This is a genomic window from Colwellia sp. F1 (assembly GCF_056238625.1).
Map to the genome: position 1 here is coordinate 1 of NZ_JBWDLI010000021.1, position 22,699 is coordinate 22,699.

The 22,699-nt window shown below is 40.8% G+C and carries 22 protein-coding genes; 1 reads left to right on the forward strand and 21 read right to left on the reverse strand.

The features are described from left to right. From AC0UA9_RS15810 to AC0UA9_RS15910, 21 genes are all read right to left on the reverse strand, one after another. Positions 1 to 1,017 (reverse strand): retention module-containing protein (locus AC0UA9_RS15810; protein WP_475661471.1); only part of this gene is annotated, 1,017 nt, incomplete at its 3' end. 263 nt (positions 1,018 to 1,280) lie between these two features. Next, positions 1,281 to 1,883 carry a PEP-CTERM sorting domain-containing protein gene (locus AC0UA9_RS15815; RefSeq protein WP_475661472.1) on the reverse strand — a complete coding sequence of 201 codons (603 nt, stop codon included), beginning with the start codon at positions 1,881 to 1,883 and terminating at the stop codon, positions 1,281 to 1,283. Between the two features lie 390 nt (positions 1,884 to 2,273). Further along, entirely contained in the window at positions 2,274 to 7,253 is a 4,980-nt protein-coding gene (locus tag AC0UA9_RS15820; RefSeq protein WP_475661474.1) for a DUF6701 domain-containing protein, read from the reverse strand. Beyond that, complete coding sequence (locus tag AC0UA9_RS15825) at positions 7,250 to 7,738, reverse strand: hypothetical protein (RefSeq protein WP_475661475.1); 489 nt, start codon at positions 7,736 to 7,738, stop codon at positions 7,250 to 7,252. Before AC0UA9_RS15825 ends, AC0UA9_RS15820 begins: the two co-directional genes overlap by 4 nt. Positions 7,739 to 7,834: 96 nt before the next feature. Further along, positions 7,835 to 8,734, reverse strand: a complete 900-nt coding sequence (locus AC0UA9_RS15830) for a prepilin-type N-terminal cleavage/methylation domain-containing protein (protein ID WP_475661478.1) — start codon at positions 8,732 to 8,734, stop codon at positions 7,835 to 7,837. Then, positions 8,734 to 9,312 (reverse strand): prepilin-type N-terminal cleavage/methylation domain-containing protein, encoded by a 579-nt coding sequence (locus tag AC0UA9_RS15835; RefSeq protein ID WP_475661481.1) that lies wholly within the window; start codon positions 9,310 to 9,312, stop codon positions 8,734 to 8,736. The genes AC0UA9_RS15830 and AC0UA9_RS15835 overlap by 1 nt, the downstream gene beginning before the upstream one ends. Continuing rightward, positions 9,302 to 9,826 carry a prepilin-type N-terminal cleavage/methylation domain-containing protein gene (locus tag AC0UA9_RS15840; protein ID WP_475661482.1) on the reverse strand — a complete coding sequence of 175 codons (525 nt, stop codon included), beginning with the start codon at positions 9,824 to 9,826 and terminating at the stop codon, positions 9,302 to 9,304. Before AC0UA9_RS15840 ends, AC0UA9_RS15835 begins: the two co-directional genes overlap by 11 nt. An 85-nt stretch (positions 9,827 to 9,911) precedes the next feature. Then, on the reverse strand, positions 9,912 to 10,415 hold the full coding sequence (locus tag AC0UA9_RS15845) for a prepilin-type N-terminal cleavage/methylation domain-containing protein (protein WP_475661484.1): 504 nt from the start codon (positions 10,413 to 10,415) through the stop codon (positions 9,912 to 9,914). A gap of 68 nt (positions 10,416 to 10,483) precedes the next feature. Further along, positions 10,484 to 11,107 (reverse strand): type II secretion system protein, encoded by a 624-nt coding sequence (locus AC0UA9_RS15850; protein ID WP_475661485.1) that lies wholly within the window; start codon positions 11,105 to 11,107, stop codon positions 10,484 to 10,486. 122 nt (positions 11,108 to 11,229) lie between these two features. After that, a complete protein-coding gene (locus AC0UA9_RS15855) occupies positions 11,230 to 11,532 on the reverse strand; it encodes a hypothetical protein (protein WP_475661487.1) in 303 nt (100 codons plus the stop codon). Positions 11,533 to 11,538: 6 nt separating this feature from the next. Beyond that, positions 11,539 to 11,724, reverse strand: coding sequence for a hypothetical protein (locus AC0UA9_RS15860; RefSeq protein WP_475661488.1), 186 nt, complete (start codon positions 11,722 to 11,724; stop codon positions 11,539 to 11,541). A 28-nt stretch (positions 11,725 to 11,752) separates the two neighbouring features. Further along, a complete protein-coding gene (locus tag AC0UA9_RS15865) occupies positions 11,753 to 12,988 on the reverse strand; it encodes a type II secretion system F family protein (RefSeq protein ID WP_475661489.1) in 1,236 nt (411 codons plus the stop codon). A 59-nt stretch (positions 12,989 to 13,047) separates the two neighbouring features. Then, complete coding sequence (locus AC0UA9_RS15870; protein WP_475661490.1) at positions 13,048 to 13,170, reverse strand: hypothetical protein; 123 nt, start codon at positions 13,168 to 13,170, stop codon at positions 13,048 to 13,050. Between the two features lie 66 nt (positions 13,171 to 13,236). Further along, entirely contained in the window at positions 13,237 to 14,949 is a 1,713-nt protein-coding gene (locus tag AC0UA9_RS15875) for a GspE/PulE family protein (protein WP_475661491.1), read from the reverse strand. Positions 14,950 to 14,954: 5 nt separating this feature from the next. Beyond that, the gene (locus tag AC0UA9_RS15880; RefSeq protein ID WP_475661494.1) at positions 14,955 to 16,094 is read right to left on the reverse strand and encodes a tetratricopeptide repeat protein; all 1,140 of its coding nucleotides are present in this window, start codon (positions 16,092 to 16,094) and stop codon (positions 14,955 to 14,957) included. Continuing rightward, positions 16,094 to 17,035: an ExeA family protein gene (locus tag AC0UA9_RS15885; RefSeq protein ID WP_475661496.1), complete on the reverse strand. Its 942-nt coding sequence runs from the start codon at positions 17,033 to 17,035 to the stop codon at positions 16,094 to 16,096. Before AC0UA9_RS15885 ends, AC0UA9_RS15880 begins: the two co-directional genes overlap by 1 nt. Positions 17,036 to 17,104: 69 nt before the next feature. Next, on the reverse strand, positions 17,105 to 18,799 hold the full coding sequence (mshL, locus tag AC0UA9_RS15890) for a pilus (MSHA type) biogenesis protein MshL (protein WP_475661498.1): 1,695 nt from the start codon (positions 18,797 to 18,799) through the stop codon (positions 17,105 to 17,107). A gap of 130 nt (positions 18,800 to 18,929) precedes the next feature. Next, a complete protein-coding gene (locus AC0UA9_RS15895; protein ID WP_475661500.1) occupies positions 18,930 to 19,265 on the reverse strand; it encodes a hypothetical protein in 336 nt (111 codons plus the stop codon). Continuing rightward, positions 19,258 to 19,962 (reverse strand): hypothetical protein, encoded by a 705-nt coding sequence (locus AC0UA9_RS15900; protein WP_475661501.1) that lies wholly within the window; start codon positions 19,960 to 19,962, stop codon positions 19,258 to 19,260. Before AC0UA9_RS15900 ends, AC0UA9_RS15895 begins: the two co-directional genes overlap by 8 nt. Next, positions 19,955 to 20,599, reverse strand: a complete 645-nt coding sequence (locus tag AC0UA9_RS15905) for a PilN domain-containing protein (protein ID WP_475661502.1) — start codon at positions 20,597 to 20,599, stop codon at positions 19,955 to 19,957. Before AC0UA9_RS15905 ends, AC0UA9_RS15900 begins: the two co-directional genes overlap by 8 nt. Then, positions 20,589 to 21,551 (reverse strand): MSHA biogenesis protein MshI, encoded by a 963-nt coding sequence (locus AC0UA9_RS15910; protein ID WP_475661503.1) that lies wholly within the window; start codon positions 21,549 to 21,551, stop codon positions 20,589 to 20,591. The genes AC0UA9_RS15905 and AC0UA9_RS15910 overlap by 11 nt, the downstream gene beginning before the upstream one ends. A 145-nt stretch (positions 21,552 to 21,696) precedes the next feature. On the opposite strand from AC0UA9_RS15910, the gene AC0UA9_RS15915 reads away from it, so the two are divergent. Further along, positions 21,697 to 22,683, forward strand: a complete 987-nt coding sequence (locus tag AC0UA9_RS15915; protein WP_475661505.1) for a 1-aminocyclopropane-1-carboxylate deaminase/D-cysteine desulfhydrase — start codon at positions 21,697 to 21,699, stop codon at positions 22,681 to 22,683. The last annotated feature ends 16 nt before the right edge of the window (positions 22,684 to 22,699 follow it).

A 22,699-nucleotide genomic window follows, 5' to 3' on the forward strand; every position in this document is an offset into this window, starting at 1 on the left:
AGTAACCCCCGCAATCATAAAGCCAGTAACCGTTAATGGGCCGTCTGGACTGGCAGCGTTATCTAGCACGTTACCGTTTAGGGTAGTATCTTCAGGGGTTGAGACCACTTCATCGCCATCAACAATATCCGATATTGGCGGCTCAATGGGTGGCTCAACTGGCGGCTGCTCTGCTGGTGGCTGCTCTGCTGGCGGCTGCTCTGCTGGCGGCTGCTCTGCTGGCGGCTGCTCTGCTGGCGGCTGCTCTGCTGGCGGTTGCTCTGCTGGCGGTTGCTCTGCTGGCGGTTGCTCTGCTGGTGGCTGCTCTGCTGGCGGCTGCTCTGCTGGCGGCTGCTCTGCTGGTGGCTGCTCTGCTGGCGGCTGCTCTGCTGGTGGCTGCTCTGCTGGTGGCTGCTCTGCTGGCGGTTGCTCTGCTGGCGGCTGCTCTGCTGGCGGCTGCTCTGCTGGCGGTTGCTCTGCTGGCGGTTGCTCTGCTGGCGGTTGCTCTGTTGGTGGCTGCTCTGGCTCTGTAGCTTGGGTTTGCTGATCATTATTATTCAGTATAAAATTAACCGGTAAAGGAGATAAGCCATTTTGCTCTACCGTATCATACCCAGCCTGCGCTAGTGTTTCGTCACCCGTCCTATTTACTGTAACAAAGCTGGTGCCTTCATTAGCAACAATACCTCCAGCTGCAGTTTCTGGAAGATCTGCGTCATCTCCAGCAGCAATTAAGTCTTGAATTGCGGCAATTTCATCTTGGAGGTCATTTAGATCGTTAGCAGTGTTTAGCGCCTCAGTATTGCTAGCAATTACTTCAATTTGGACAGTATTTCCCTCACCTACAATACTGTATACCCTTTGCTGGCTTCCATCTGCAAAGGCTAGCGTAACTTCACTATCTTTGTTCAAAGTTAGAACAGCGCCTTGTTCAATAATATCACCAACCTTTACCAGTGTACCGACTGCCAAATTCTGATGAACATCGCCAGTAACATTGATAATTTTTGCATTTGCTGGGGTAGTATAGTTTTCCATGACAACCTTCCTAATAATTTGGCTTACCTCATTGACTCTAAGATATATAAACTGAAGTGGAGAGACAATAAGGCAACAAACAAAAAACTCATAAAGATTTTATGTATTAACCTCTTATGGGCTAATTAGCTCATAATGTCAATAATATGGGTAAGGTTAATAAATAGAAAGTTATTACAAGTTTTTACAGTCATGCCGTAGCCGTAAACAATAATAGCGGTACCGAACGATACCGCCTTAGCTCAACAACAACTCAATAAACACTACTTAATTTTACTGAAAGAACGAGCGGTTAAGCTAAGTAGCGCCAGCGCAAAAATAGCGAGTGTTGAAGGCTCTGGAACAGGTGTGACAACAGATTTAAAGACGTAATTTATATTTTGACCTAAAACGGCACGATCATTAATCCATGCAGAATAATCAGCAAACTGGTCGTAGAGTTCATCACCATTTGCATCGGCTGTCAGGTCTTCTTCGAGGATTGTTAGACTAAAAAGATTACCGTCGTACCATGCCTTATGATTAACGATGGCTGCACCTACATGCGCTTGAGCGGAATCAACAAATAAACGATCAGCAAAAGCTGAAATAGCAAAGGTGCTACTACTATCTTGAAAAATAAATGCCGCAGCCTCTAAACCATTATAAGGCTTAGCAAAGTCGCCTGTAACAAGGTCGCCATTCGCATCATTCCACTTAGGCCCAGAAGCTAAATCATAATGACCAACATATTCCCAAAAAAGCCCTGATTCATTCGTATCCTCATATAACTCACCAATAATTAAACCGGCATTTGCTTTTCCTGCCACACCAAGTGCAAGCACAAATAAACAAACGGACAATACATTTATAATTTTAGAACTCATACTACTTCCTTAAGCCCAAAAAGGGTCAAAATTTAATTCTATATACTAGGTATATCTTACTAATAGAGATAAAGCAATATTAGTGCCAACAGATAAAATCCCTTAGATTTCAGCAAGAAAAGAAAAAATATTACTATTGGTTTTAACGGATGTAAAAGAACATGACAGAAACACCGTTTTAGTTTACTCAAAGTACCTAAATAAAAGCCCACCCAAGAAAAAACACTTTTAACTCACAAGTAAGAAACATTATTTACCTTTTTGTTACATAGTCTATCGCAAACTCAACAAAGCGAGCTAATATTGATTGACTTAGCGTAAAGTATCTGGACGATTATGCCGCCTACCTATTGATTAAATGACCAAAACAGTTTTTAAGCCGCATAAACACTAGTGATATATTTCTCGCTGATAAATGATGCGGTCGTTGCCGCGAAATAGGCCAAAGGTGGCGACCGCGCTTGGTTTGTCAGTAAATGTTTTTGTGCTAACGCCATCCCAGTGCCAATTATACAGAAGCCAAGCAGGTGCAGCATCGTAAGTTAAGCGAATTTGCCCTCGAGAGCCATCATTCGGTTTACCTATTTGCAATTCCGCTAAACCGAGTATAAAGTTGCCATTATCAGAAATAGGCGTTAAATCAATGCCTGATAAAGGCTCGTTTAAATCATTTAAGGTTAATGAATAGTTATCAACATCATCTCCATCAAAAGTAGTACAGTTATTATCAAGTGTATTAGTTAAGAATTTGCTGCCGTCCCAATATTGAATAGCCATAGATATCGGTAAATCACTGGTTTCAGGACCAAAAGCATTGTCAATATTCCAACGACCAAAACGAAGGTCTACCCCTGTGGGCGAAACAGTATTTGAGGAAGGTATGTCATCTGCCAAAGACACACTAGCATTCACACCATCAGAGTCTTGTATTGAGTCGATCACAATACCGTAATCCATAGTAAAAGGGTCAACTTGTGAGTTAGCATTTTTTGTATAAGAAAATGTATCTGTCGATTTAAAAGTATATTTCATCACCCCTAAATTGAGTGAATCTAACATAGCGGTATCCTCAGAAAAAGTTGGCGAGACAGCCATTTTAGGGGGATCAACAATGCTGTTATCGGTTAGATCTAGCCCATTTTTACTATTATCTACAAGAGGAAAAGTACGTTTAATATCACTATAAGCTAGTTTTTGATAGCCTGTTTCAGTGTAATTTCTTGTGGTTATACCATCAGCATTTTTAGCGGTTATGAGTAATTCAGGGGGATTAAAATAAGTGAATGGCTGACCAATATAAGTAAAGTCTGTCGCGCCTGTGGTACAGGTATTACCAAATGAGTTGTTTGTTATAGCTACATCAAAATGATGCGGTATAAAACGACCAACGTAAGGCTCACTTCCTGTAACATCGCCTGCGCCTAAATAACTATTACTGGTTAAGTTAACCGCAAAGTTCACTATACCTACTTCGCTGTAAGTCATATTATTGGTGGCCACACCTTCAATAAAGTTGTCAACGTTGGCATTCGTTAAGTTTCCTTCTGCACCAGCTAGTGGGGCATACAGGCTAGTTGTTATGGTCGCTTTTTCTGGCGTTATTTCATTACCAAAGTTGATGGTTGCCGGGTTATTAGATAAATTAGCGCCAAAATCAGGGATGCCATCGTTGTTGTTGTCATCTTCAGCTTGCCACTGAACCGCTGTTAAAATGGTCGTGAAGTCGTCACCTGCGGCAATAAATTTATCATCTGTTGCAGTTTGTGCTTTTGGGTTATCCACTACGTCAACATAAAAACCTAGCGGGCGTACGACAAAATTATTTGAAGAGCCAAGCATAAAATTACCAGAAGGCTCGCCATTTTCATCAGGGATATTGTAGCGCGCATGTAATTGAATTTTACCTGCGTCAGCGTAAGTTAAAATAAAGGGTCCACTGTCCACAGTATTATCACCAAAATCCAAGGAAACTGGGCTATAACTCAATACAGAGCCGCTATTTAAAGTAGCGATATTTGTGGTGGTACTTAGATTATTAATAGCAACATTATTGCCAGCACAAGCGATTGGGTCAACGCAAGTAGCTGCCATTTCAATGGCTGTCGTATTGACCAGTGCGGCTTGGCAGGCACCGGTCACCGAGTTTTTTTCAATCGCTTGCACCTTTAATGTACTGGCAAGAAAACCGGTATTAGAAGGTTTTCCTGATAATTGCATAGGAATTGGTCTACCTTCATTATCAGAATAAAAGGCAAAACCTGACTCGGCAAAAACCACATCACAGCTGGTAGATACTCCATTTTTACAAGTATAGGCTTGGTCTATACTTAACGTTGCCGCACCAACCTCAGTATATGAGAACTGAGTTACTGCACTGCCACCAGAAAAAGTAATCGCTTGATCAAACACACCATCAACTAATAGGTTCACCCCCGTTGCACTGTCTATTAATGTAGAGCAAGTAGCGTCAGCGCAAGCTTTTATCATAATACTTTCAGCTTCGCAGGTTAGCCCTTGGCCATCGTGAGTAATTTCAAAATGGTCAATCACTTCTTCACAAGCATGAGTTTCATTTTGAATATCAATAAGCTCTGATTGAGTTAACGCGCCCTGATACATGCGCACTTCATCAATTGCCCCTGTAAACCTATTAGCTGTTTCGCCTGAATCAGACTCACCGCCAATAGTGGCAATACCTGCATCAACGCCCCAGTTTCCGGTATAGGTATGGCTAATTCCGCCCCCTGTGACTGTTTGTGCTACGCCATTAACATAAATCTCTCGGGTTTTGCTTTCGCTGTTATGCACCGCCGCAACAAAAGTCCATGTATTAGCAGGAATAACACTGTTAAGCGTATCCACTGAAACAGGGTTGACGCCACGAGAATAAAACCGCAGTTTACCCGTGCCTGGGTCGCCTAAACTCAGCGCATAGCCTTGCGAATTATTTTCATCATCAGCGAAAATTCTAGATCCAGAGTGTAAATTACTGGGGTTTATCCATGCGGTAATCGTAAAGCTACCTTGTTGATTAGCAAAGGAGTTAGGTAATGCCACATAGTCATTCACGCCGTCGAAGGTGCCGTAACCACAAGTGCCAGGGTTACCAACAATAGCAGGGGTTAATCGAGCGGTATTAGCACCGTTTATTGATTGACCATTAAAGCTTCCTGTTTCATCAATAACCTCACCTGCGGCACCAGACCACGAGGCTTCATCAAATTGCATCTTGAGTATGGCAACAGGCTCTGGGGGACAGTCCCTCACCGAGCCGTCAAAATTTAAGCCCGCTTTTTGATAGTTATAAACCTCAGCTACTTGGTTTGCACTTAAGGCTTTATCATAAATTAAGAGTTCGTCAACCAAGCCCTCTACGGCTTGTGTCTCGTCAAAACTACCGCCAAGCGAATCTTGCTCTTGCCCAAGAATAAGGCTGGTAATATTGAGCTTCCCACTAGCTAACGTTGCACTGCTTCCTTGTAGCACACCATCACGGTAAAATAAATTTTTACTTCCTGAGCGTGTCCATACTAAGTGGTGCCATACATTATCTGAGATGTTATTTGTGGTAATAGCACGCTCACCGTTTTTTATATGCGGGCTAAATAGGGTGTTATTACTAAACCAAAAAATCAATTCATTAAAAACCGAGGCATTAGCGCCTGAGATAAGACTTTGCGGCCCTGTTTTTTGGGTTTTATACCATAATGATATGGTCAAGTTACTACTGTCATTCAACGCGTTACTGTCTAAGGCAATATAATCATTGATGCCAGGCGCTGATAAATCTGCCGCTCGACAAATAGCACCTTCCGTCGAGAGTGTGGGTGTGACATTAACTGCGTTAGCATGGTAATCATTACCACTGCTGTCCATTATGGTATTAGCGGCTGTCCAGCTTGTTTCATCAAAACGTAAATCTAACACAGGTGTAGGTGGGGGTGAAACAGGACAGGCACCACGCACACTGCCATCATAATTAAGGCCTGCGTCTTGGTTGTCATAAATAGTATTTATATCTGAAGCAGTAATAGCCCCATCAAAAATTAACAATTCATCAACCAAACCATCAAAGGCTTGTGATGCTACAAAGCCACCGCCAATGCTATCTTGCTCTTGCCCCAAAATTAAACTTTGTATACTCAAAGGCAAGGTAGTTTGGGTAACACAACCTTGCAGCACTTTGTCTACCGTTAAGCAGCTTTGGCTGCCTGCTCGTGTCCAAACAATATGATGCCAATCATCGTCAGCAATAGATGTCGTGCTAATATCGCCATTCGCACTGTCTTTTAAAAAGGGGGAGAAGTTAGTCCCCTTGGTAAACCACATAAGTAATTCATTATTACTTGCGCCAGCACCTGATAAAAAGCTCTGGTTTGAGTTTTTGCTGGTTTTAGCCCATAACGAAATACTAAAGTCGGTTTTTCCCGTGAGTGTATCCTGATTTAAAATAGCGTAATCGCTTATCCCTGATTCACTTAAATCAATTGCATTACAGACTTTACCTTCTATTGGTTGGCTGTTTTTAGCCTGCCCATGAAAGCCTCCAATACTGTCAATTATTTCATTCGGTGTGTCTGCGTATTCAGTTTCATCAAAACGATAGCTGGCGATTGGCTGCGCTTTAGTGCCACTACAAAAATCACCAAAATCGGGTTCTGTATATACAAAGTTAACCGTTGAAGCGCTTATTAGCTCTAGCTTTTGACCTGCACTAATGGCACCGTTAACAGCAGCCTGACTTTTCAATTCTACTTCTTTTTTACTATAAATAAATGCTGTTACCTGTGAGTTTGATCCAACTTCAATATCATCTGCTGAGTAAATTAATAGTCTTGTTGCATCACCGCCATGATTGATTTTGGTAGAATAGTTAAATTCGACGTTTTCTTTCACAAACAACCTAACAACACCCGTGCCTAGAATATTTATTTTACTTGAGCTCCCAACCTCCAACTCACCACTGAGATGGTAATCACCGGGGTTTAGGTTCAGTGTGGCATTAGACTTTAACTCTATATCGTCATAATGACCTGGGGCAAGTGTTACCGTTTGCTGATAAGAAACTTCAACATCAGCCCCCCCTGGAAAGTAATTATAATTAACTTTTACAGCGCTACTTCCTGAGTGTGTGCAGTTTGCACTATCGCAGCTATTAACACCCGAACCTGAGCCATCATCAATAGATTTTTTTGACGCTAAGATATTATCGGGGCTGTTTATTAGTTGTGAACCATTTCTAAAAATAATCTCTCCGCCATTACTATGATTCTGTAAGCCATCAGGAAACACAGCCGAGCATTGCTCAGCGTGAGCGTGGTAAATAGCAGAAAAAAATAAGACGATAAGTAACATCAATCGTAGTTTCATTTTAACTCCCTCGCCTCTACTTGAATCGTTCTACTACTGATCACACTATTGCCGCCCTCAGCTTCAATGACACCACTACCGCATGTTCCTGTGCTTGTTAAGCGATAAAACTGCTCGTTAGTGACTGGGTCGGTCGCATAGTTTTCACATGTGGTGGTCGCGCGACAATGAAATAAGCCATCAACATTAGTGCCTGATGTAGAGAAGTCTTGGTTGAAATTAGCGTCACACACAGGAGCAGCATTATTTAATGGAAACAGTTTAGATATTTCAGCCTGCATTGCAGAGTTCGCCGCCATATAAGCGCGCGTGCCAATCACTTCTTGTGCAATGGTTTCACTGCTTGTTGATAACACCCGCATTAAGGCACCACCAAGCAAAATAAGAATAACCATCACGAAAAGTGCCATAACCAATGCGCTGCCATTTTGCTTTGGCATATCACATTGAATAGCTTGCTTTCTTTGTCGGGATAATATCAACATTATACAGCTAGAATAAAAGAGTAGATAAAGATTAAAGGTAACGCTAAGTCATTTGCTATGCAACAAAATGTACTTAAAAACACCGGTAATCACAGACTAAGGCGTGTTATTAATGTGAATATCATTATTAAAGACATAATCTTCACCATCACGCATAAAATGCAGGTTAATTTGCACTATAGCATTCCTGGTTAATGTTGCTGGTAAAACGCTAAAGGGTAAATTATTTGTGTCAAGCGGCGCAAGGTGCTCCGCCATTATACTAATATTAGGCGCTGGTGGAAATTGTTGCGCGCTACCAATAGCGTTATTATATCGATATAACTTGCCACTCGAAAGGCAAAAGTTCACCTGCTGATTGACGATATATAAACGCTTTGTTGGTGAGTCTTGTTCAAAGGTAACTGCGCCGTTTTTAATGGGTATAGTCCATATTTCATCTTTACTGGTAGGTAAGGACGGGGAAAAATCACCTATATTAAACACTTTGCCGCTAGCATCATTATAATTATTATAAACCTCGTTAGGGGCTAAAGGATAAACGATCACTTGATCGGAACAGGTATTATCACATTCATACGGATTATTATTTTTATCTGTAAAAGGAATTACTTTAACATCAGATCTTGGGCTTTCTGGTGTAACGGGAATATCAATATAGATTGTACTGGCTTTTATCGGCACAAATTCAATACATTGCATTGTGGCAAAGTCTTTCACTCTAATACTGTTGGGCACAGCATTGCGAACTTCTCTATTTAGTCTTTCAACCACAAATCTGGCATTGGCTAACACTTCGTCTCGCTCGGTAACGTTCAAATACGTTTGTGTGCTTAATGTAATAAAGCCCGCTATGCCCACTGACATTACCCCTAAAATAACAATAACAACAACCAGTTCAAGCAGGGTAAAACCTAATTCATCAATTTTTTTGTAAGAGTGCTTGTTGTTACTGTTTTTATTATCTACAGAGTATTTTGCAATTAGGCTATTCATTAAAAGTTAGCCTTATGCGTAGCAAATTGAACTTCTGTGCCTAATGGCGTGGTAACGGTGACAGTAATACGTTTAGCCCTCATATTATCGCTAAAGCCAAGTGATTTACCATCGTAACTTACCGCCACTGCCACTTTAAAGTTATCATAACCTGAATGCAACTCACCATCTTGCGCATTTTTGGTTAATGTATAGCTATTAAAGTCATCAACATCATCATATAAGTCTCGGCTTGTTTCACCGTCGTCAGGGCCAAAATTCGCCTCTAAAGTACAAGCTTCTGCGCCTAGAGTTAATTCACCACAACGCACTCTGCCGCCTGCTTTGTCTGAATTGTGATCAAACGCACGGGAGCTAATATCGTTTAATAAACTTTGACCTAACTCAGCCGCTTTTACTTGCAGTATTTGATCGGCACTTTTTTGCTCTGCTGGCACAATAAGCGTTGAAATAATTGACAGTGAAATCGATAGTATGACAATACCGACAATAATTTCAACCAAGGTAAAACCACGTGAGTGATCTGGTGAGCGAGTGAGTGCGTTAGCATAGGCGTGGGGATATGAATTAAATGGCATGAATATACCCTTCTGGCTCAATCTTTATTTGCAGTGCTTCAACGCTTGTTTGCACATTAATAATACAGCCGTTATTACAACTACCAATCGCGGTATTTTTATTTTCAATAGGACGCCCCATACTATCAAAGGTAATGGCACTAGGGCTAGTTTTCCCCTGTATGGCAAAAGTAACTTGATATCTATCTTCCACTTGAAAACCAGTCGCGTCAGGTGTCCAATTATTTGGAAACGTGGTGATAGCGCAATTGACTCTATTCGGAACGCCATACCGTGACACGTTAACATTGTCATCAAAAACAATCTGGTGGCAATAATTATCGCTATGATTAGTTTGCTGCATGGCACGCTGCTGGGTTAAGCGCAGGGCGGAAATAAGTTGTGCACGATGGGTATGCGCTTCATAACTGGCTGTGCCGTCAAATTTAGGCAGCACCGCAACCGCCAGTATACCAATGAGAATAATGACGGTGACTAATTCTATGAGGGTAAAACCAGCTTGGCTTTTAGTCATAACACTATATTCATGTTTCTTAGTCAAAAAAGGAGAGCAATGCTCCCCTTAATTATACGATATAAGTGTACTAACGTTATTTAAATCATTCGCAACCTTTAACTGTATATGTTGGTAAATTTGTAGATGTTGCTTCTGTATATGTCACTGTACACTTACTAGAAGCCGTAATTGCTGCTGCTGCAGTATCGTATAAATCCTGTGGGGCAATAATGACAGTGGATGAGGTATCATCGATAAGGATATCAAAATCAGGCACATCTAATAATGCTTTCCAAGTAACCTCCGCGGTAATCGTATCATCTGCCGAAATTGGATAGCCATAAGCTATCGCTATATTCGTACCATTAACTTCCACTGTTCCAGCAGCTGATGCTTCTTTACCCTTAATCAATGACTTACTATAAACCATAGTAGCAGCACTTTGCATTGACGCCTTAACCGCTTGTAACGTCGCGGTGCGTGCGTCATCTTGTACATTAATAAACTTAGGCGCAGCCGTTACCGCTAAAATACCTAAAATAACAATAACTACAACGAGTTCAATTAAGGTGAAACCTTTTTGTTTATTCATGTTTTGTTTATTCATATTTTGTTTACTCAAATGTTTAGTGAATTGCTTCATATTTTGACCTGACTTTAAATTTATATTCAATATTAATTATTATTTACATACACAGTGACAGCACTGTTTGCCGGCTGATAGGTAAAGCTATTACCTATTGTGGTTGATGTACCAGGATTAGTATAGTTGCCATTTGTCGCACGGTTTAAGCTTTCTTTTAAATAATAATGACATGTTGCTCCTGCACCTGTACCTGTTTTGCTGGCAAAGTACTTTATCGACTCTTCACCATTTAAGGTGGTTAAATCACTGGTAATTCTTGGGGGTTGTTGCAGTATATTCTCCCATATTTCAACACAGTTATCTGCGTTAAAGTTAGCAGCGGTTAAGTCTTCGCCGCCCGTTAATCCCACAACATAACCAGGGCGAATAGTGCTTGTTTCTGTTGTTAACACTAAAGTAGCACCGTCATAATTAATACTGTTTTGCGTACCCACTTTAGGGCGCCCTTCTGCTTCCCATTGCGATCTAGCTAATGAAATACCCGTAGCAAAACCACCAGCCATGCCTTCAATATTAGCTTGTTTTGCTTGCTCAGTTAAGTCAATAAACTTAGGAATAGCAGTGACTGCTAAAAAGCCTAGTATCACAACGACAATCACAAGTTCTATTAAGGTGAAACCTGATGTTTTTTTCATAGCCACGCTTTTTTTCATACTAACCTCTTTGTTCATAATATCCAGCTATTACATTATTTTAATTGTAGCAGTGATTTATTTATTAAGTCACTCATTAATCACATTAATTGTACTTTAAAACAAAAATCTATCAAAAAATATTATTTTAACTTATTTATATTACTTATTCTGCCTGTGGTGCGGTTATATTGAAAATAACGACCATCAGGTGTAACGTAACGACACGCTCTTTGTCCATGGTTTTTCTGTGTTGTATGCACCTCCAGCGCACTAACGGGAAATTTCATGGTATTTATTGGAGACTCTAACACCAACAGCCAAATAGCTTCGCATGGCAATAACGCTTGCTGTACATCTATCCACCCTGCCTTATTAACCGATATTCCTTGCTTTTCTTTGGTATTAAAAGCAGCTAAGTAAACAACGGCCGGCTTTTGCTCCATCAACCATTATGCATGCACTGCTGTCACTTTGGTATTAAATGTTTGTGCTATTGCAGCCAAACCGGCATGCGTAAACTGCGACTCATTTTTAAGATAATAACGAATAAATGCAGCCATCATTATGCCCACTAAGGCAATAACTACAACAAACTCTGCCAGTGACTTATCCTGTTTTTCACTATTAGATGTCATTTCCTTAACCCTTGTAAAAATACGATCTTTATTTACCCTGCATAGCTGATGCCATATCCCACATAGGGGTAAATATACCTAACGCAAGCACCAACACCATAGCCGCAACACAAACTAACAGAAGTGGTTCAATTCTAGCGGTAAGCGTACTTAAGTCGTAATCAACTTCTCGTTCATAGTAGTCACCCACTTCTTTTAGTAATTCATCTACTCGCCCTGTTTCTTCGCCAACGGCTATCATTTGTAAAACCAATGGTGTAAATAACGCACTTGAAATAGCTGAACGCAATAAACTATCGCCACTTTCAATGCTTGAACGCATTGCTACAATTTTCTCTTGCATAAAACTATTATCAACAGCGTCGGCCACTAAAGTTAACCCTGTCGTCATTGGAATGCCTGACGTTAAAATAATGCCGAAGCTATGAGAGAAGCGCGCCAAGATAGAGCGTTCAATAATACTACCAATAATAGGGAGTTTTATTTTTCTTTTGTCCCATTGATAACGGCCTTTTTCAGTTTTAAGTGACGTTCTAAGTAAAAAGTATGCGCCAATACAAGCAACCAGCATATAAGGCCAATAATTTAAAAATAAGCTTGAGCTCGTAATTAAAAATTTAGTTGCTAGTGGGAGGTCTGCACCTAGTTTGGAAAACATATCAGCAAACGTTGGAATAACAAAAATGTTTAAAATAACCAATGCCGCCCCAAGCGCAATCAATACCATGCTTGGATACCTTAATGCGGTTTTAATGCGCTTCTTTGTGGCTTGTTCTCGCTCTAAATAAGTGGTTAGTTTTAAAAAAGACTCTTCTAATTGCCCGGTATTTTCGCCAACATGAACGAGTGATACAAATAAAGGTGCAAAAATTTTAGGGTGATGATTTAACGCAGATGATAAGGTGTGCCCGCCCTCTAATTGATTGCCAATATCGACTAAGGCGCTTTTTAAGGTGTTTGACGTGCTGGCCTCAGCCATGCCATTGATTGCCCGTAAAATAGGGACACCAGAGCGCATTAAGGCATACATTTGCCTTGAGAAAATAATCAGCTCATCGAGAGAGACACGAGCAAAACCAAATATTTCCGCTACATCTTTACCCGCAACACCCTCTGCTTTGTTTTTTTCTGCCGCTAATATTGAGATAGGGGTAATATTCTTACGCAATAATTGCTCAGCTACCGCCGAAGTATTATTCGCTTCTAAGGTACCTTTAACTTGGTGGCCATGATTATTACGACCAATATATTTAAATGATGCCATGATTAATTGATTGCCTCTTTGCTTGAGCGAATTATTCTTATGAAGGAATAATCGCCTCTCTATGACTTTTCAAAAGTAGAGCCGTATGAAGAACTGTCAGCTTTTTGTAGGCTGAGCTTTGCCGCTAAGGATGGCGGTGGTAGCGTAATGTAAGCGCAATTACCGATAAGCCCATCAGTCATTCTGCTTGCCTAATGGCGAAGCCTTTTGACGGCATAAATGCCGACCTACAATTTGATGATGACTTTTTAAGTAACATCGACCGTTTCTACTAACCGTAATACTTCTTCTACTGTGGTGATCCCTTGTGAAGCATACTCAAAGGCGGCGAAAGCTAGTGGGGTAAAACTAGGGTTTTCTTTAGAAAGTTGGGTAAAAGCCTCTGAATCATCCCGCTTAAGTGCCGACATCATGGGTTCATTCATTTCTAACAACTCAAACACACCAACACGGCCCTTATAACCTGTATACTGACAACTTTGACAACCTTTACCTTGAACAAACTGTGTTGTTTCTGCCCTTTCACCAACAAGGTTGGTTAGCCATAATAACTCTTGCGGATCTGGTGTATATACTTCTTCACAACTATCGCAAACGCGGCGTACTAGCCGTTGTGCAATAATGGCACGTAAGGAACTGCCTACCAAAAAGCCCGCCGCGCCCATATCGATTAAGCGCAGCGCACTGGTAATGGCATCGTTAGTATGCAGAGTAGACAAAACCAAGTGGCCCGTTAAAGCGCCTCGCAAGCCAATTTCAACGGTTTCTTGGTCACGCATTTCGCCCACCATCATAATATCGGGGTCTTGGCGCAGTGCGGTGCGTAAAACCGTTGAAAAAGTTAAGCCTATTTTAGGGTTAACTTGCACTTGGTTAATACGTGGCAAGCGATACTCTACTGGGTCTTCAACGGTTATTATTTTTTTACTTGCTTCATTGAGTTCACTTAATGCTGCATACAAGGTGGTTGTTTTACCACTGCCTGTTGGCCCAGTAACCAAGACCATACCATGAGGGCGTGTTATTTGGTGACGAACCCGTTTAACAAAGTCTTCTGGCATACCCGTTTGCGCAAATGAGAGTAACCCGGCCGATTGGTCAAGCAAACGCATCACCACCGACTCGCCATGCTGTACTGGCATAGTCGACATACGAACATCAATACTATGACCTGATATAGTTAAGTGAAAACGACCATCTTGTGGTATGCGTTTCTCTGATATATCTAACCCTGCCATCAGCTTTAAACGTAACACCATCGCCGAGGCTATTTTACTTTCTTTTAAGACGCTTTCCTGAAGAACACCGTCAATACGCTGACGAATGCGTAATTGATTCTCATCCGGTTCAATATGGATATCTGAAGCGCGCATTTGCACCGCATCTTCAAAAACAGACTGCAATAATTTGCCTACGGTTGCATCACCTGTTTCATCAATAAAAGAGGTTGATATATCAAAGCTTGACGACTCTTGATATTCCTCCTCTAATTGACTAGCAAAGGTTTCTATTTCAGCAGTACGCCGATACAGTCCGTCAAACGCTTCAAACAACTGTGAGTCCATAACTACGGCCAATTCAAGCCGTTTTGGCGCCAGGGTTTGCTCGAGTTGGTCAATGGCATTTAAGTCGGCAGGGTCGCTCATCCCCACAACAACCGAGTCACCTTTATCTTCAATAATTAGTGCTCGTAATCGCCTCGCATGCACCTCTGATAATAAATTAGCGCTTTCGGTGGGAATTCTGCGTTGGCTAATGTCTAAAAATGGCAACCCGAGTTGTTGTGCTAAAAATTCTAATAATTGTCGCTCAGATAAGTATTTTAGCTCAATCAGGGTATCGCCTAGCTTTCTTCCTGTTGACTTCTGGCTATTAAGTGCCTGCATTAGCTGTTCGTCAGTAATAATGTTCTCATGAACTAACAAATCACCTAAACGCATTTTTAATTTTGGTGCTGCCATATTTTTTATTCTCCTAACGCCTGCATACGCTGTTGAGCGAACTTAGCTGATGATGCCGATAAATCAGTTTTGCTTAATGCGATTGCATATTCACTGGCTGCCAATGAAAACTGACTCGTTTTGTCATAAACAATCGCTAAACCTAAATGCCAACGACCAATATACGGTTGCATTTTCACCAGCATTTGATAAGCACTAATAGCGGCTGAATACTGTTCAATTTGTTGAGCGGTATTTGCTAGCATTAATTGATACGCTTCATCTTCAAGTAAAGGTAAGGGTATCAATGTATTATAAGCCGCTTGCACTTGTCCTTGCTGGAGGTGAATTTTCGCCTTCATTACACGTAATTCGCTGTCTTGGCTATCAAGGGTGATGCCTTGCGCTAATAAATTAATTGCCGCTTGGTAAGCGTGTCGACCAAACCATAATGCCGCCAGTTTTTTTCTGGCCTGCTTGTGGTGTGGTTCAATAATTAACACTTCTTCAAATAACTGCTCTGCTTTAAATATTTCATTGAGGTTAACCAGCTTTTCAGCTCTGGTTAGCTTTTGTGCTACCAGCGCTTGCGAAGTTAATTGATGGCGAGAAATAGACATTTTACTGGTGTTGTCTGGCTCAACTTTTCTCGCTGTTGGTTCAGGCTCTGTTGCAGGTACAGGCGCTGATAAAGGTGCTGGTGTTAATTCAGAGAGAGATGCTAATTCAGAGACAGATTCTGTAATTGGTGCTGAAATAGGCTTTTCTGTTGATAAAGGTTCGCCTACTGCTCTTTTCTTTGCTAGCGGTGCTGTTTCATTGACAGTCTGTTCTAGGCTTTCTTGTTGATTTTTTTGCTGGGCTAGCGGTTGGTTTTTTTGTTGATTTTTTTGCGCCGATTTCATTGACGAGCCTGACAACTCATGCCCCTGCGCTACATTGACAGCATGCATGAGTTTTTCTTGCTGCGCCTCACTTGCTGACACCCGTGATTGTAAATGCCAAATATAAACTCCAAGCCCATTTAAGCCAAGTAAAACTAGCACAATAATAAAGACAAATTTCACAGTTAAGCCATTAGAGGGCGTCATAGCAGTCGGTGTTACCTGACCCTGCTCTGGTGTTCGCTGCTCTAGATCCTTTAACATTTGGTTAATAACACTCACTATAATGCCCCTGAAACATAAAAAGAATAAACAAAGTACAGTGTAACACTCACCAACAAGCTCCCCCCAACCGCCGCTATATATTTAAAAGCATTAGCAAAGTGAGTGCGGTTATTCTTACCGCACTGGCGGTGAATACTTTCTGTATCTTGTATTGCTGCATTAAGTTGCTTTTGAGTGATTTGATAGCCCCCTTGTCCGTAGCTAAGCATTAACATTTTATGACATAACACATTCACCAAGCGGGGGACTCCTTGGCTCGCTTTCGTTATTTTTTTACACAATGCAGTTGAAAACAATGCCGTTCCTTTATAGCCAGCGACCCGTAATCTGTGATCTATATACTGCTCTACTTCACTATGTCGCATAGTTCTTAATTGGTATGAAAAAGTAATTCTTTGATATAACTGTCTAAACTCAGTTTGTGCTAAGCGCTGATCTAGTTCCGGCTGGGCAAATAAGACCACCTGCAATAACTTACGTGTTTCGGTTTCTAAGTTAGTGAATAGACGCAGGGCTTCTAAACTGCTCGCGGGTAGCGCTTGTGCTTCATCTAAAATTAGTACAACGGAATGCCCTTGACCATGCAGCTCGAGTAAACGATTTTGAATGCGCTGCGTTAGTAATTGCACTGACATACGCTGCGCTTGTTTAACCCCTAGCTCAAGTGCAACCGCCCGCCTTAACTCATCAGGGTTTAAATAAGGGTTAGGGATATAGGCCGTCACAAAGTGCGCTGGTATTTCATTCAGTAACTTACGGCAAAGTAAGGTTTTACCTGTGCCCACCTCACCAATCACCTTAATAAAGCCCTCGCCTGCTTTAAGTGCTGTCATTAGCACCGCCAAGGCCTCATTATGAGGCTCAAGCGCTAAAAAAAAATTAGTATTGGGCGTCAGTGTAAAAGGTAGTTCTGTTAAACCAAAATGGTACAAGTACATAAATGCTTATCTATATTTACTGTCTATATTACTGGCTTACTGCTTATCCGCTACTGACTATATCAGCGGCTACTGTTCTTGTGTGCTGCTTTCTTCTGACACAGTTGTTTCTTCTGGAAACCATTTTTTTAACAGCAAACGCGCATCCTGTAATTGCGTCTGCCAAGTATCCTGACCAATAACTACGGGCTTGAGTAAGATAATTAACTCTCGCTTTTGTGTGCTTTCACTTTTGCTTCTAAACAAGCCTCCAAGCAAAGGGATATCGCCGAACAATGGTGTTTTTGACTCTTTATCTATAGTGTAAGTTTCTATTAAACCACCTATAACGACTATTTCACCAGACTTTGCTCGAATAATAGTGTCAGATTCACGCACACGACTTTGCGCTAAAGGAAGGATTAATTCTTCTGCCCCAATTTGAATTGTTTTATTTTGCTCCCCCGTTGCCGTCACTGATGGATGTACATGCAACACAACACTACCATCTTTGTCTATTTGCGGAGTTACATCTAACGCTATACCTGAGAAAAATGGTGTTAGCTCTACTTCCGGTGTTGTTGTGGTTGAAGTACCTGTTGTCGTTGTACTGGAAACATCGGTAACAAAGTACTCATCTTCACCCACCTTGATCACCGCTTTTTGATTATTAGTCACGGTAATTCTTGGGCTTGATAAAACTTGCACATTGCCTTGTGTTTGTAATAAGTCTATCACGCCACTAAAGTCTGGCCCTGTAAAACTTAATGAGGTTGCCCCTCCAATACTACTTGATATAGCGCTACCATTGATATTGCCAGTACTGCTAAAGGTTAAGTTGGTTTTCCCTAAACTGCCTAAGACTTCATTCCAATGCACACCTTGTTGGTAATCATCACTTAAGGTAACTTCCATGATTTTTGCTTCAATAATGACTTGTCGGTGCAAGTGTGCTTCAGTGTCAGCAATAAACTTTTTTACGGCAGCAATTTCTTCGGGTAGCCCGCGGACAGTTACTAAACCAGCTTGCGGTGAAATAATAACAGAGCGCCCTCCTTCGGTACCGACAAAAGCGGTTAATGTTTCTTTTAATTCGAGCCAAAAGTCAGAGGCATTTTCTGTGTATATATTAATACCACTGTTACCCTGCCCATTTTGACCATTTTGGCCGCCACTATTTTGATTCCCACTATTTCGGTTGTTGCTATTACTATTACTGCTATTCCCATTGTTATTAGGATCATTTTCCGAAACACCACCAGAATTAATACTCGTGCTAGAAGTCCCCATTCGTTTCAAAAATAAATAGTTTAATGCCATAGTTTCAGTACGAATCCCTGCTGGGTACACCTGAATAACATTTCCATTTATTCGAATATCGTAGCCATAAATATCTTCAACAACTTCCATCACCTCTGTTAAGGTCACCCCTTTTAAGTTTAAGGTAATTAAACCACTGACTTCAGGGTGTATAGCTACACTATAAGCTGAGCCTTCAACAATGGCGGTAAAAAAATCTTTCGCTTCAACCGCGGTAGTCGCAATTTCAAGGCTTTTCTCGGCCAACAAGCCTTGTTTTGCTAACCCCATACTTTGCTGCATTAATTCTTGCTGAACGGAGTTTGGTACTTGCGCTAAAGGCTTTGGTTCATTTAATGTTTTTGTGGCATCGATTGCTTGGTCTAAGCTTTCTTTCATGTCAGCAGGCGCATCTGGGACACTTTGACAGCCAGCAAATGCAAATAACAAGGTAGAAAGGGCTATTTTAAATTTTGTCTTTTTCATAAGGTAATTTATCTTTATTATTTTATTTCAGGGCTACTCAATTCAAGATTATCTCGCTCAGGATTTTTGAGTGCCAGACTCTGCGTAAATACGAATTTTTATGCTGCTTGTTTTATTTTCTGTTTACTATCTATTGCATGTCTTTTATTTTAACCACATTATCTTTAAAAATAGACAACTCAATACGCTTTGTAGCACTATTTAAGATAACGCTTCTATTGTTAATAGCTATTAATTGATACTCGCCAATGTAATCTAGCTCTTTTAAGGTTTTGCCGTTAATAATGGCTGTTTTTATACCGTTTCCATGAATAATTGACGCAAGCACCATCGCTTCTTCGCTTGTTTTACCCGTTGTTACCTTATGATTAAAAGGGCGTGTAGGGTCAACCTTTGCTGCAATGGCCGACTCTGGCGCTAACACAACAAAAGGCAAGATAAAAAGCACTGGGCTAAATTTAAACACCGACGAACTCCTTTTTAGTACCTAAGCTATACATTTTTATTTGTAATTCACTATTAGGGTATTCTTTAGCTTGAAAGTCGAAGTCTTGCCAAAAAAATTTCCAAGACAGCTGCTCAAGTGCTGACAAGTATTGTTGTAAAGCGAAAAAGCTACCAGAAAGCTTTATTTTAAAACCATGACGATAGAGATTAAGTGGAGAGTTTGCTGTAACTTGTGGCAAGTCACCATCAAATGCTGAATTACCAGATTTTTCGTCTGAAGATGTAGTAAAAAGTAACGGCTCAACTTCCAAAAGTTCGAATGATAATAACGACACACCCTGCTCAAGTTTTAATAAATCTAATAAGGCATAACGCATTTGTACCGGTGTAATAAGATCATTGGTTAAGGCTAATAATTTCTCATCTACTTTAGCCAGTTTCATTTGATACTGAGCAATTTTATTTCTAATATCTTCATTTGGGTCTCTCTGCAAAGCTGCCTGCATCTCCAACACAGTAGCTTTTGACGATTGATTGCTTGACTGTAACCGTACAATCTCTTGCTTAGCCTGCCTACTTTCAACTATTTGAGCATCGATAAATAGATAGAAGGTGATAAAAAACAATGCCACTAATCCCGTTAAAAAAATCAGCGCTTGTTCACGACGAGTTAATGTAAGGTATTGCTCGCTGTAGTATTGCCATTGTTTATTCATTAACAGCCACCTCTTCATCTTTTGAGCTAACGGTAAATTGAATCATATTTTGCTCATTTTGAGAAAGTGCAAGGTGAGAGAATGATTTACCCGATAAAAAAGCTGCGTTTTCAAAACCAGATAACCAAGTAGGCACTGCCTCTGGCGTATAAGCCACACCTGAAAAAGTCATATTATCATTATTAATATTTATCGCCTCCAAACGAATTTCTTGGTGGTGTAAATTCGCCAGATCGTTCATCGCACTAGCGAACCCTGCAACATAGGTTTTATTAGGGTTAGTGAGTTTTTCATGTAATGCCTGACCATTATTTATTAACAGTTTAATTTTCGCAAGCTCATCTGTAAGTTGGCTATCAACTTTACGTGCCGCTAACTGCGCTGTGAATGTATTAACCTGGTTGGTATATTGGCTACTTTGCTGTTGTAACACCGCAAGCCTCTCTTGAAGGCGACTTTGCGAATAATGGGTTTGCAATGCCCAAGCTGCCATCGCAAAAAGCACTAAAAACCAAACAGCAACTACCCGGGGCAATGTCAATAAAACCTTTTCAGGTAATAGCACTGGTTGTAATAAATTGATTCTAAGCTTAGCCGTATTGTCTGATTGACTGGTTGCTGACATATTAGCTGGCATATTCAGACTCCTGAGACTGTTTAGCAACACAGCCCTCTGTCATTGTTGCGCCAATGGCACAGGCATACTGACGATATGCTTGATAAGCCTCTGGCAAAGCCAATAAATTAACTGGCACATGAGAGCTTTCTGCCAGTTTTCTTGCAAAAAAACTTTCCCGCTCAATAGGTAACAACACTTTTATGTCTTTCACCGGCGCTTGCTTTAACTGTCGTTCAAAATAGTCAAAAGAACGCTGAACCTCTAATGCTAAATTATCAACAATATTGAGCGTTAACTCCTCTTCAGTTTTATTAGCAATTTGACTAAACCCTCGTAAACGGCGATGAAAATAGAGTTTTCCTTGTTTAACAATTAACAAGACTATTTCTTCATTCGGTTGCTGACATACCAGTAAGCAAGCATCATTTTGCACTGGCAATAAGTTGGCAAAAGCAAACTCAGCAATAGTAATATTCACCACTGCTAACCCTTCTTGGTTGACTGCACTCACTATTTTTTTAAGCTCGTTTATAGGTGAGCATACAACATTAATTTTTTCTTTGCCGCCCGCTAACAAAGGACCGTCAAAGTAGTCGAGCACCATATTATCAGGCGCCACATTAACCAGATCTTTTATTTGCCACTTTAATGCGCTATTAATCTCTGTTATTGGCACATTGGGCTTGTCTACTTGTACTACTTGTGCTTGCTGGCCGTTAAGTGCGAGATAGCACTGCCCCGCTAAATTTACAGCAGCTTGCACTTCGGTGATGGCAGCTGAGAAATCTCCACCTTGAACACTTACCTGTTTAAAGTTAGTGTTTTCAATTACTTCACCATCAAGTGGTTCAACTTCGCTCGGCGCAGGTAAAGCACATAGCAAGATGGACTCTTGCTGCAAAGAAATTCCAACCAATTGTTCTGGTTGCTTTTTTGTAAAAAGTCGAGTTATCTGTGTTAAAAAAGACATGTATCGATGCTATTATTATTGATATAAAATACAAGTAAGTATTTAAAAAAAAGAAGTATTTTAACATTATCCTTTATTAGCATACTCCTGCAAGTTTTTTCGCTGATTTATATTTTTTCAACTTTTCTATTGTAGCTTAGTGCTAATGACTATTTTATCTCAAATACAAACACTGTATCACCCTATATTTACGCAACATAATGTTACTGTGCAAGTTAAACGTGATGACACCATACACCCGATCATCTCGGGTAATAAATGGCGCAAGCTTAAGTATAATTTAGAATACGTGATAAAAAATAACGATATAAAAGGTGTACTTAGTTTTGGCGGCAGTTACTCTAACCATATTCATGCCTTAGCGTTTGCTTGCTATCAAAAGCATATCCCCTGTATCGGTATCATACGTGGCGAAGAACACCATGTGAATAATTTTACCTTGTCATGGGCTCAGCACTGGGGCATGGAACTGCATTTTGTTGACCGAAAAACCTACCGGCGCCGGCACGACACAGACTACTTAACACAGCTACAGCAAGACTACCCCCATTACTTTATTGTGCCTGAAGGCGGCAGTAACACACGCGCCATTGACGGCGTTGCTGAGGTTATTACAGAATTAAACCAACAAACGACTTATGACACATTAATAACCCCTGTTGGTAGTGCTGGTACTCTAGCAGGACTTGTTTACGGTGACTTTCATCTAAACAAACACCTTCATAAAATATTAGGGGTTGCTGTACTTAAAGAAGCTGACTACCTAACCACCGAAATAGATAACTTACTTGCTGGTAAAGCCTCAGGCGAAGGTGCGCCTACTTGGGCAAACAACCATGATAAATGGCAACTATTGACTCAGTTTCATCGTGGTGGCTATGCCAAATTTAGCCCCTTAGACGCCAACCGTATACTGGAGTTTAATCGTATAACTGGGGTAGATTTTGAGCCTATTTATTCAGGTAAAATGATCTTAGCTTTGCTTGAATTACTTGCACAAGGCTACTTTCGCCCAGGAGAGCGTATTGTTTTATTACATACCGGTGGTATGCAAGGACTAGGTGGGATGATTGAACGAGGCCTGTTAAGCGCGCAGCAATGGCCAGAGCCTGAGGCTGTTGGTGCTAAATAATATTTACTTGCATTAA

What these genes read in the sequence shown, in the direction of transcription:
- AC0UA9_RS15870 (WP_475661490.1), bottom strand. Translation starts at nt 13,170, where the DNA reads ATGACTGATGGGCTTATCGGTAATTGCGCTTACATTACGCTACCACCG.
- AC0UA9_RS15830 (WP_475661478.1), bottom strand. Translation starts at nt 8,734, where the DNA reads ATGAATAGCCTAATTGCAAAATACTCTGTAGATAATAAAAACAGTAAC.
- AC0UA9_RS15835 (WP_475661481.1), bottom strand. Translation starts at nt 9,312, where the DNA reads ATGCCATTTAATTCATATCCCCACGCCTATGCTAACGCACTCACTCGC.
- AC0UA9_RS15915 (WP_475661505.1), top strand. Translation starts at nt 21,697, where the DNA reads ATGACTATTTTATCTCAAATACAAACACTGTATCACCCTATATTTACG.
- AC0UA9_RS15850 (WP_475661485.1), bottom strand. Translation starts at nt 11,107, where the DNA reads ATGAAAAAAAGCGTGGCTATGAAAAAAACATCAGGTTTCACCTTAATA.
- AC0UA9_RS15840 (WP_475661482.1), bottom strand. Translation starts at nt 9,826, where the DNA reads ATGACTAAAAGCCAAGCTGGTTTTACCCTCATAGAATTAGTCACCGTC.
- mshL (WP_475661498.1), bottom strand. Translation starts at nt 18,799, where the DNA reads ATGAAAAAGACAAAATTTAAAATAGCCCTTTCTACCTTGTTATTTGCA.
- AC0UA9_RS15865 (WP_475661489.1), bottom strand. Translation starts at nt 12,988, where the DNA reads ATGGCATCATTTAAATATATTGGTCGTAATAATCATGGCCACCAAGTT.
- AC0UA9_RS15875 (WP_475661491.1), bottom strand. Translation starts at nt 14,949, where the DNA reads ATGGCAGCACCAAAATTAAAAATGCGTTTAGGTGATTTGTTAGTTCAT.
- AC0UA9_RS15820 (WP_475661474.1), bottom strand. Translation starts at nt 7,253, where the DNA reads ATGAAACTACGATTGATGTTACTTATCGTCTTATTTTTTTCTGCTATT.
- AC0UA9_RS15885 (WP_475661496.1), bottom strand. Translation starts at nt 17,035, where the DNA reads ATGTACTTGTACCATTTTGGTTTAACAGAACTACCTTTTACACTGACG.
- AC0UA9_RS15910 (WP_475661503.1), bottom strand. Translation starts at nt 21,551, where the DNA reads ATGTCTTTTTTAACACAGATAACTCGACTTTTTACAAAAAAGCAACCA.
- AC0UA9_RS15905 (WP_475661502.1), bottom strand. Translation starts at nt 20,599, where the DNA reads ATGCCAGCTAATATGTCAGCAACCAGTCAATCAGACAATACGGCTAAG.
- AC0UA9_RS15825 (WP_475661475.1), bottom strand. Translation starts at nt 7,738, where the DNA reads ATGTTGATATTATCCCGACAAAGAAAGCAAGCTATTCAATGTGATATG.
- AC0UA9_RS15815 (WP_475661472.1), bottom strand. Translation starts at nt 1,883, where the DNA reads ATGAGTTCTAAAATTATAAATGTATTGTCCGTTTGTTTATTTGTGCTT.
- AC0UA9_RS15860 (WP_475661488.1), bottom strand. Translation starts at nt 11,724, where the DNA reads ATGACATCTAATAGTGAAAAACAGGATAAGTCACTGGCAGAGTTTGTT.
- AC0UA9_RS15845 (WP_475661484.1), bottom strand. Translation starts at nt 10,415, where the DNA reads ATGAATAAACAAAACATGAATAAACAAAAAGGTTTCACCTTAATTGAA.
- AC0UA9_RS15900 (WP_475661501.1), bottom strand. Translation starts at nt 19,962, where the DNA reads ATGAATAAACAATGGCAATACTACAGCGAGCAATACCTTACATTAACT.
- AC0UA9_RS15855 (WP_475661487.1), bottom strand. Translation starts at nt 11,532, where the DNA reads ATGGAGCAAAAGCCGGCCGTTGTTTACTTAGCTGCTTTTAATACCAAA.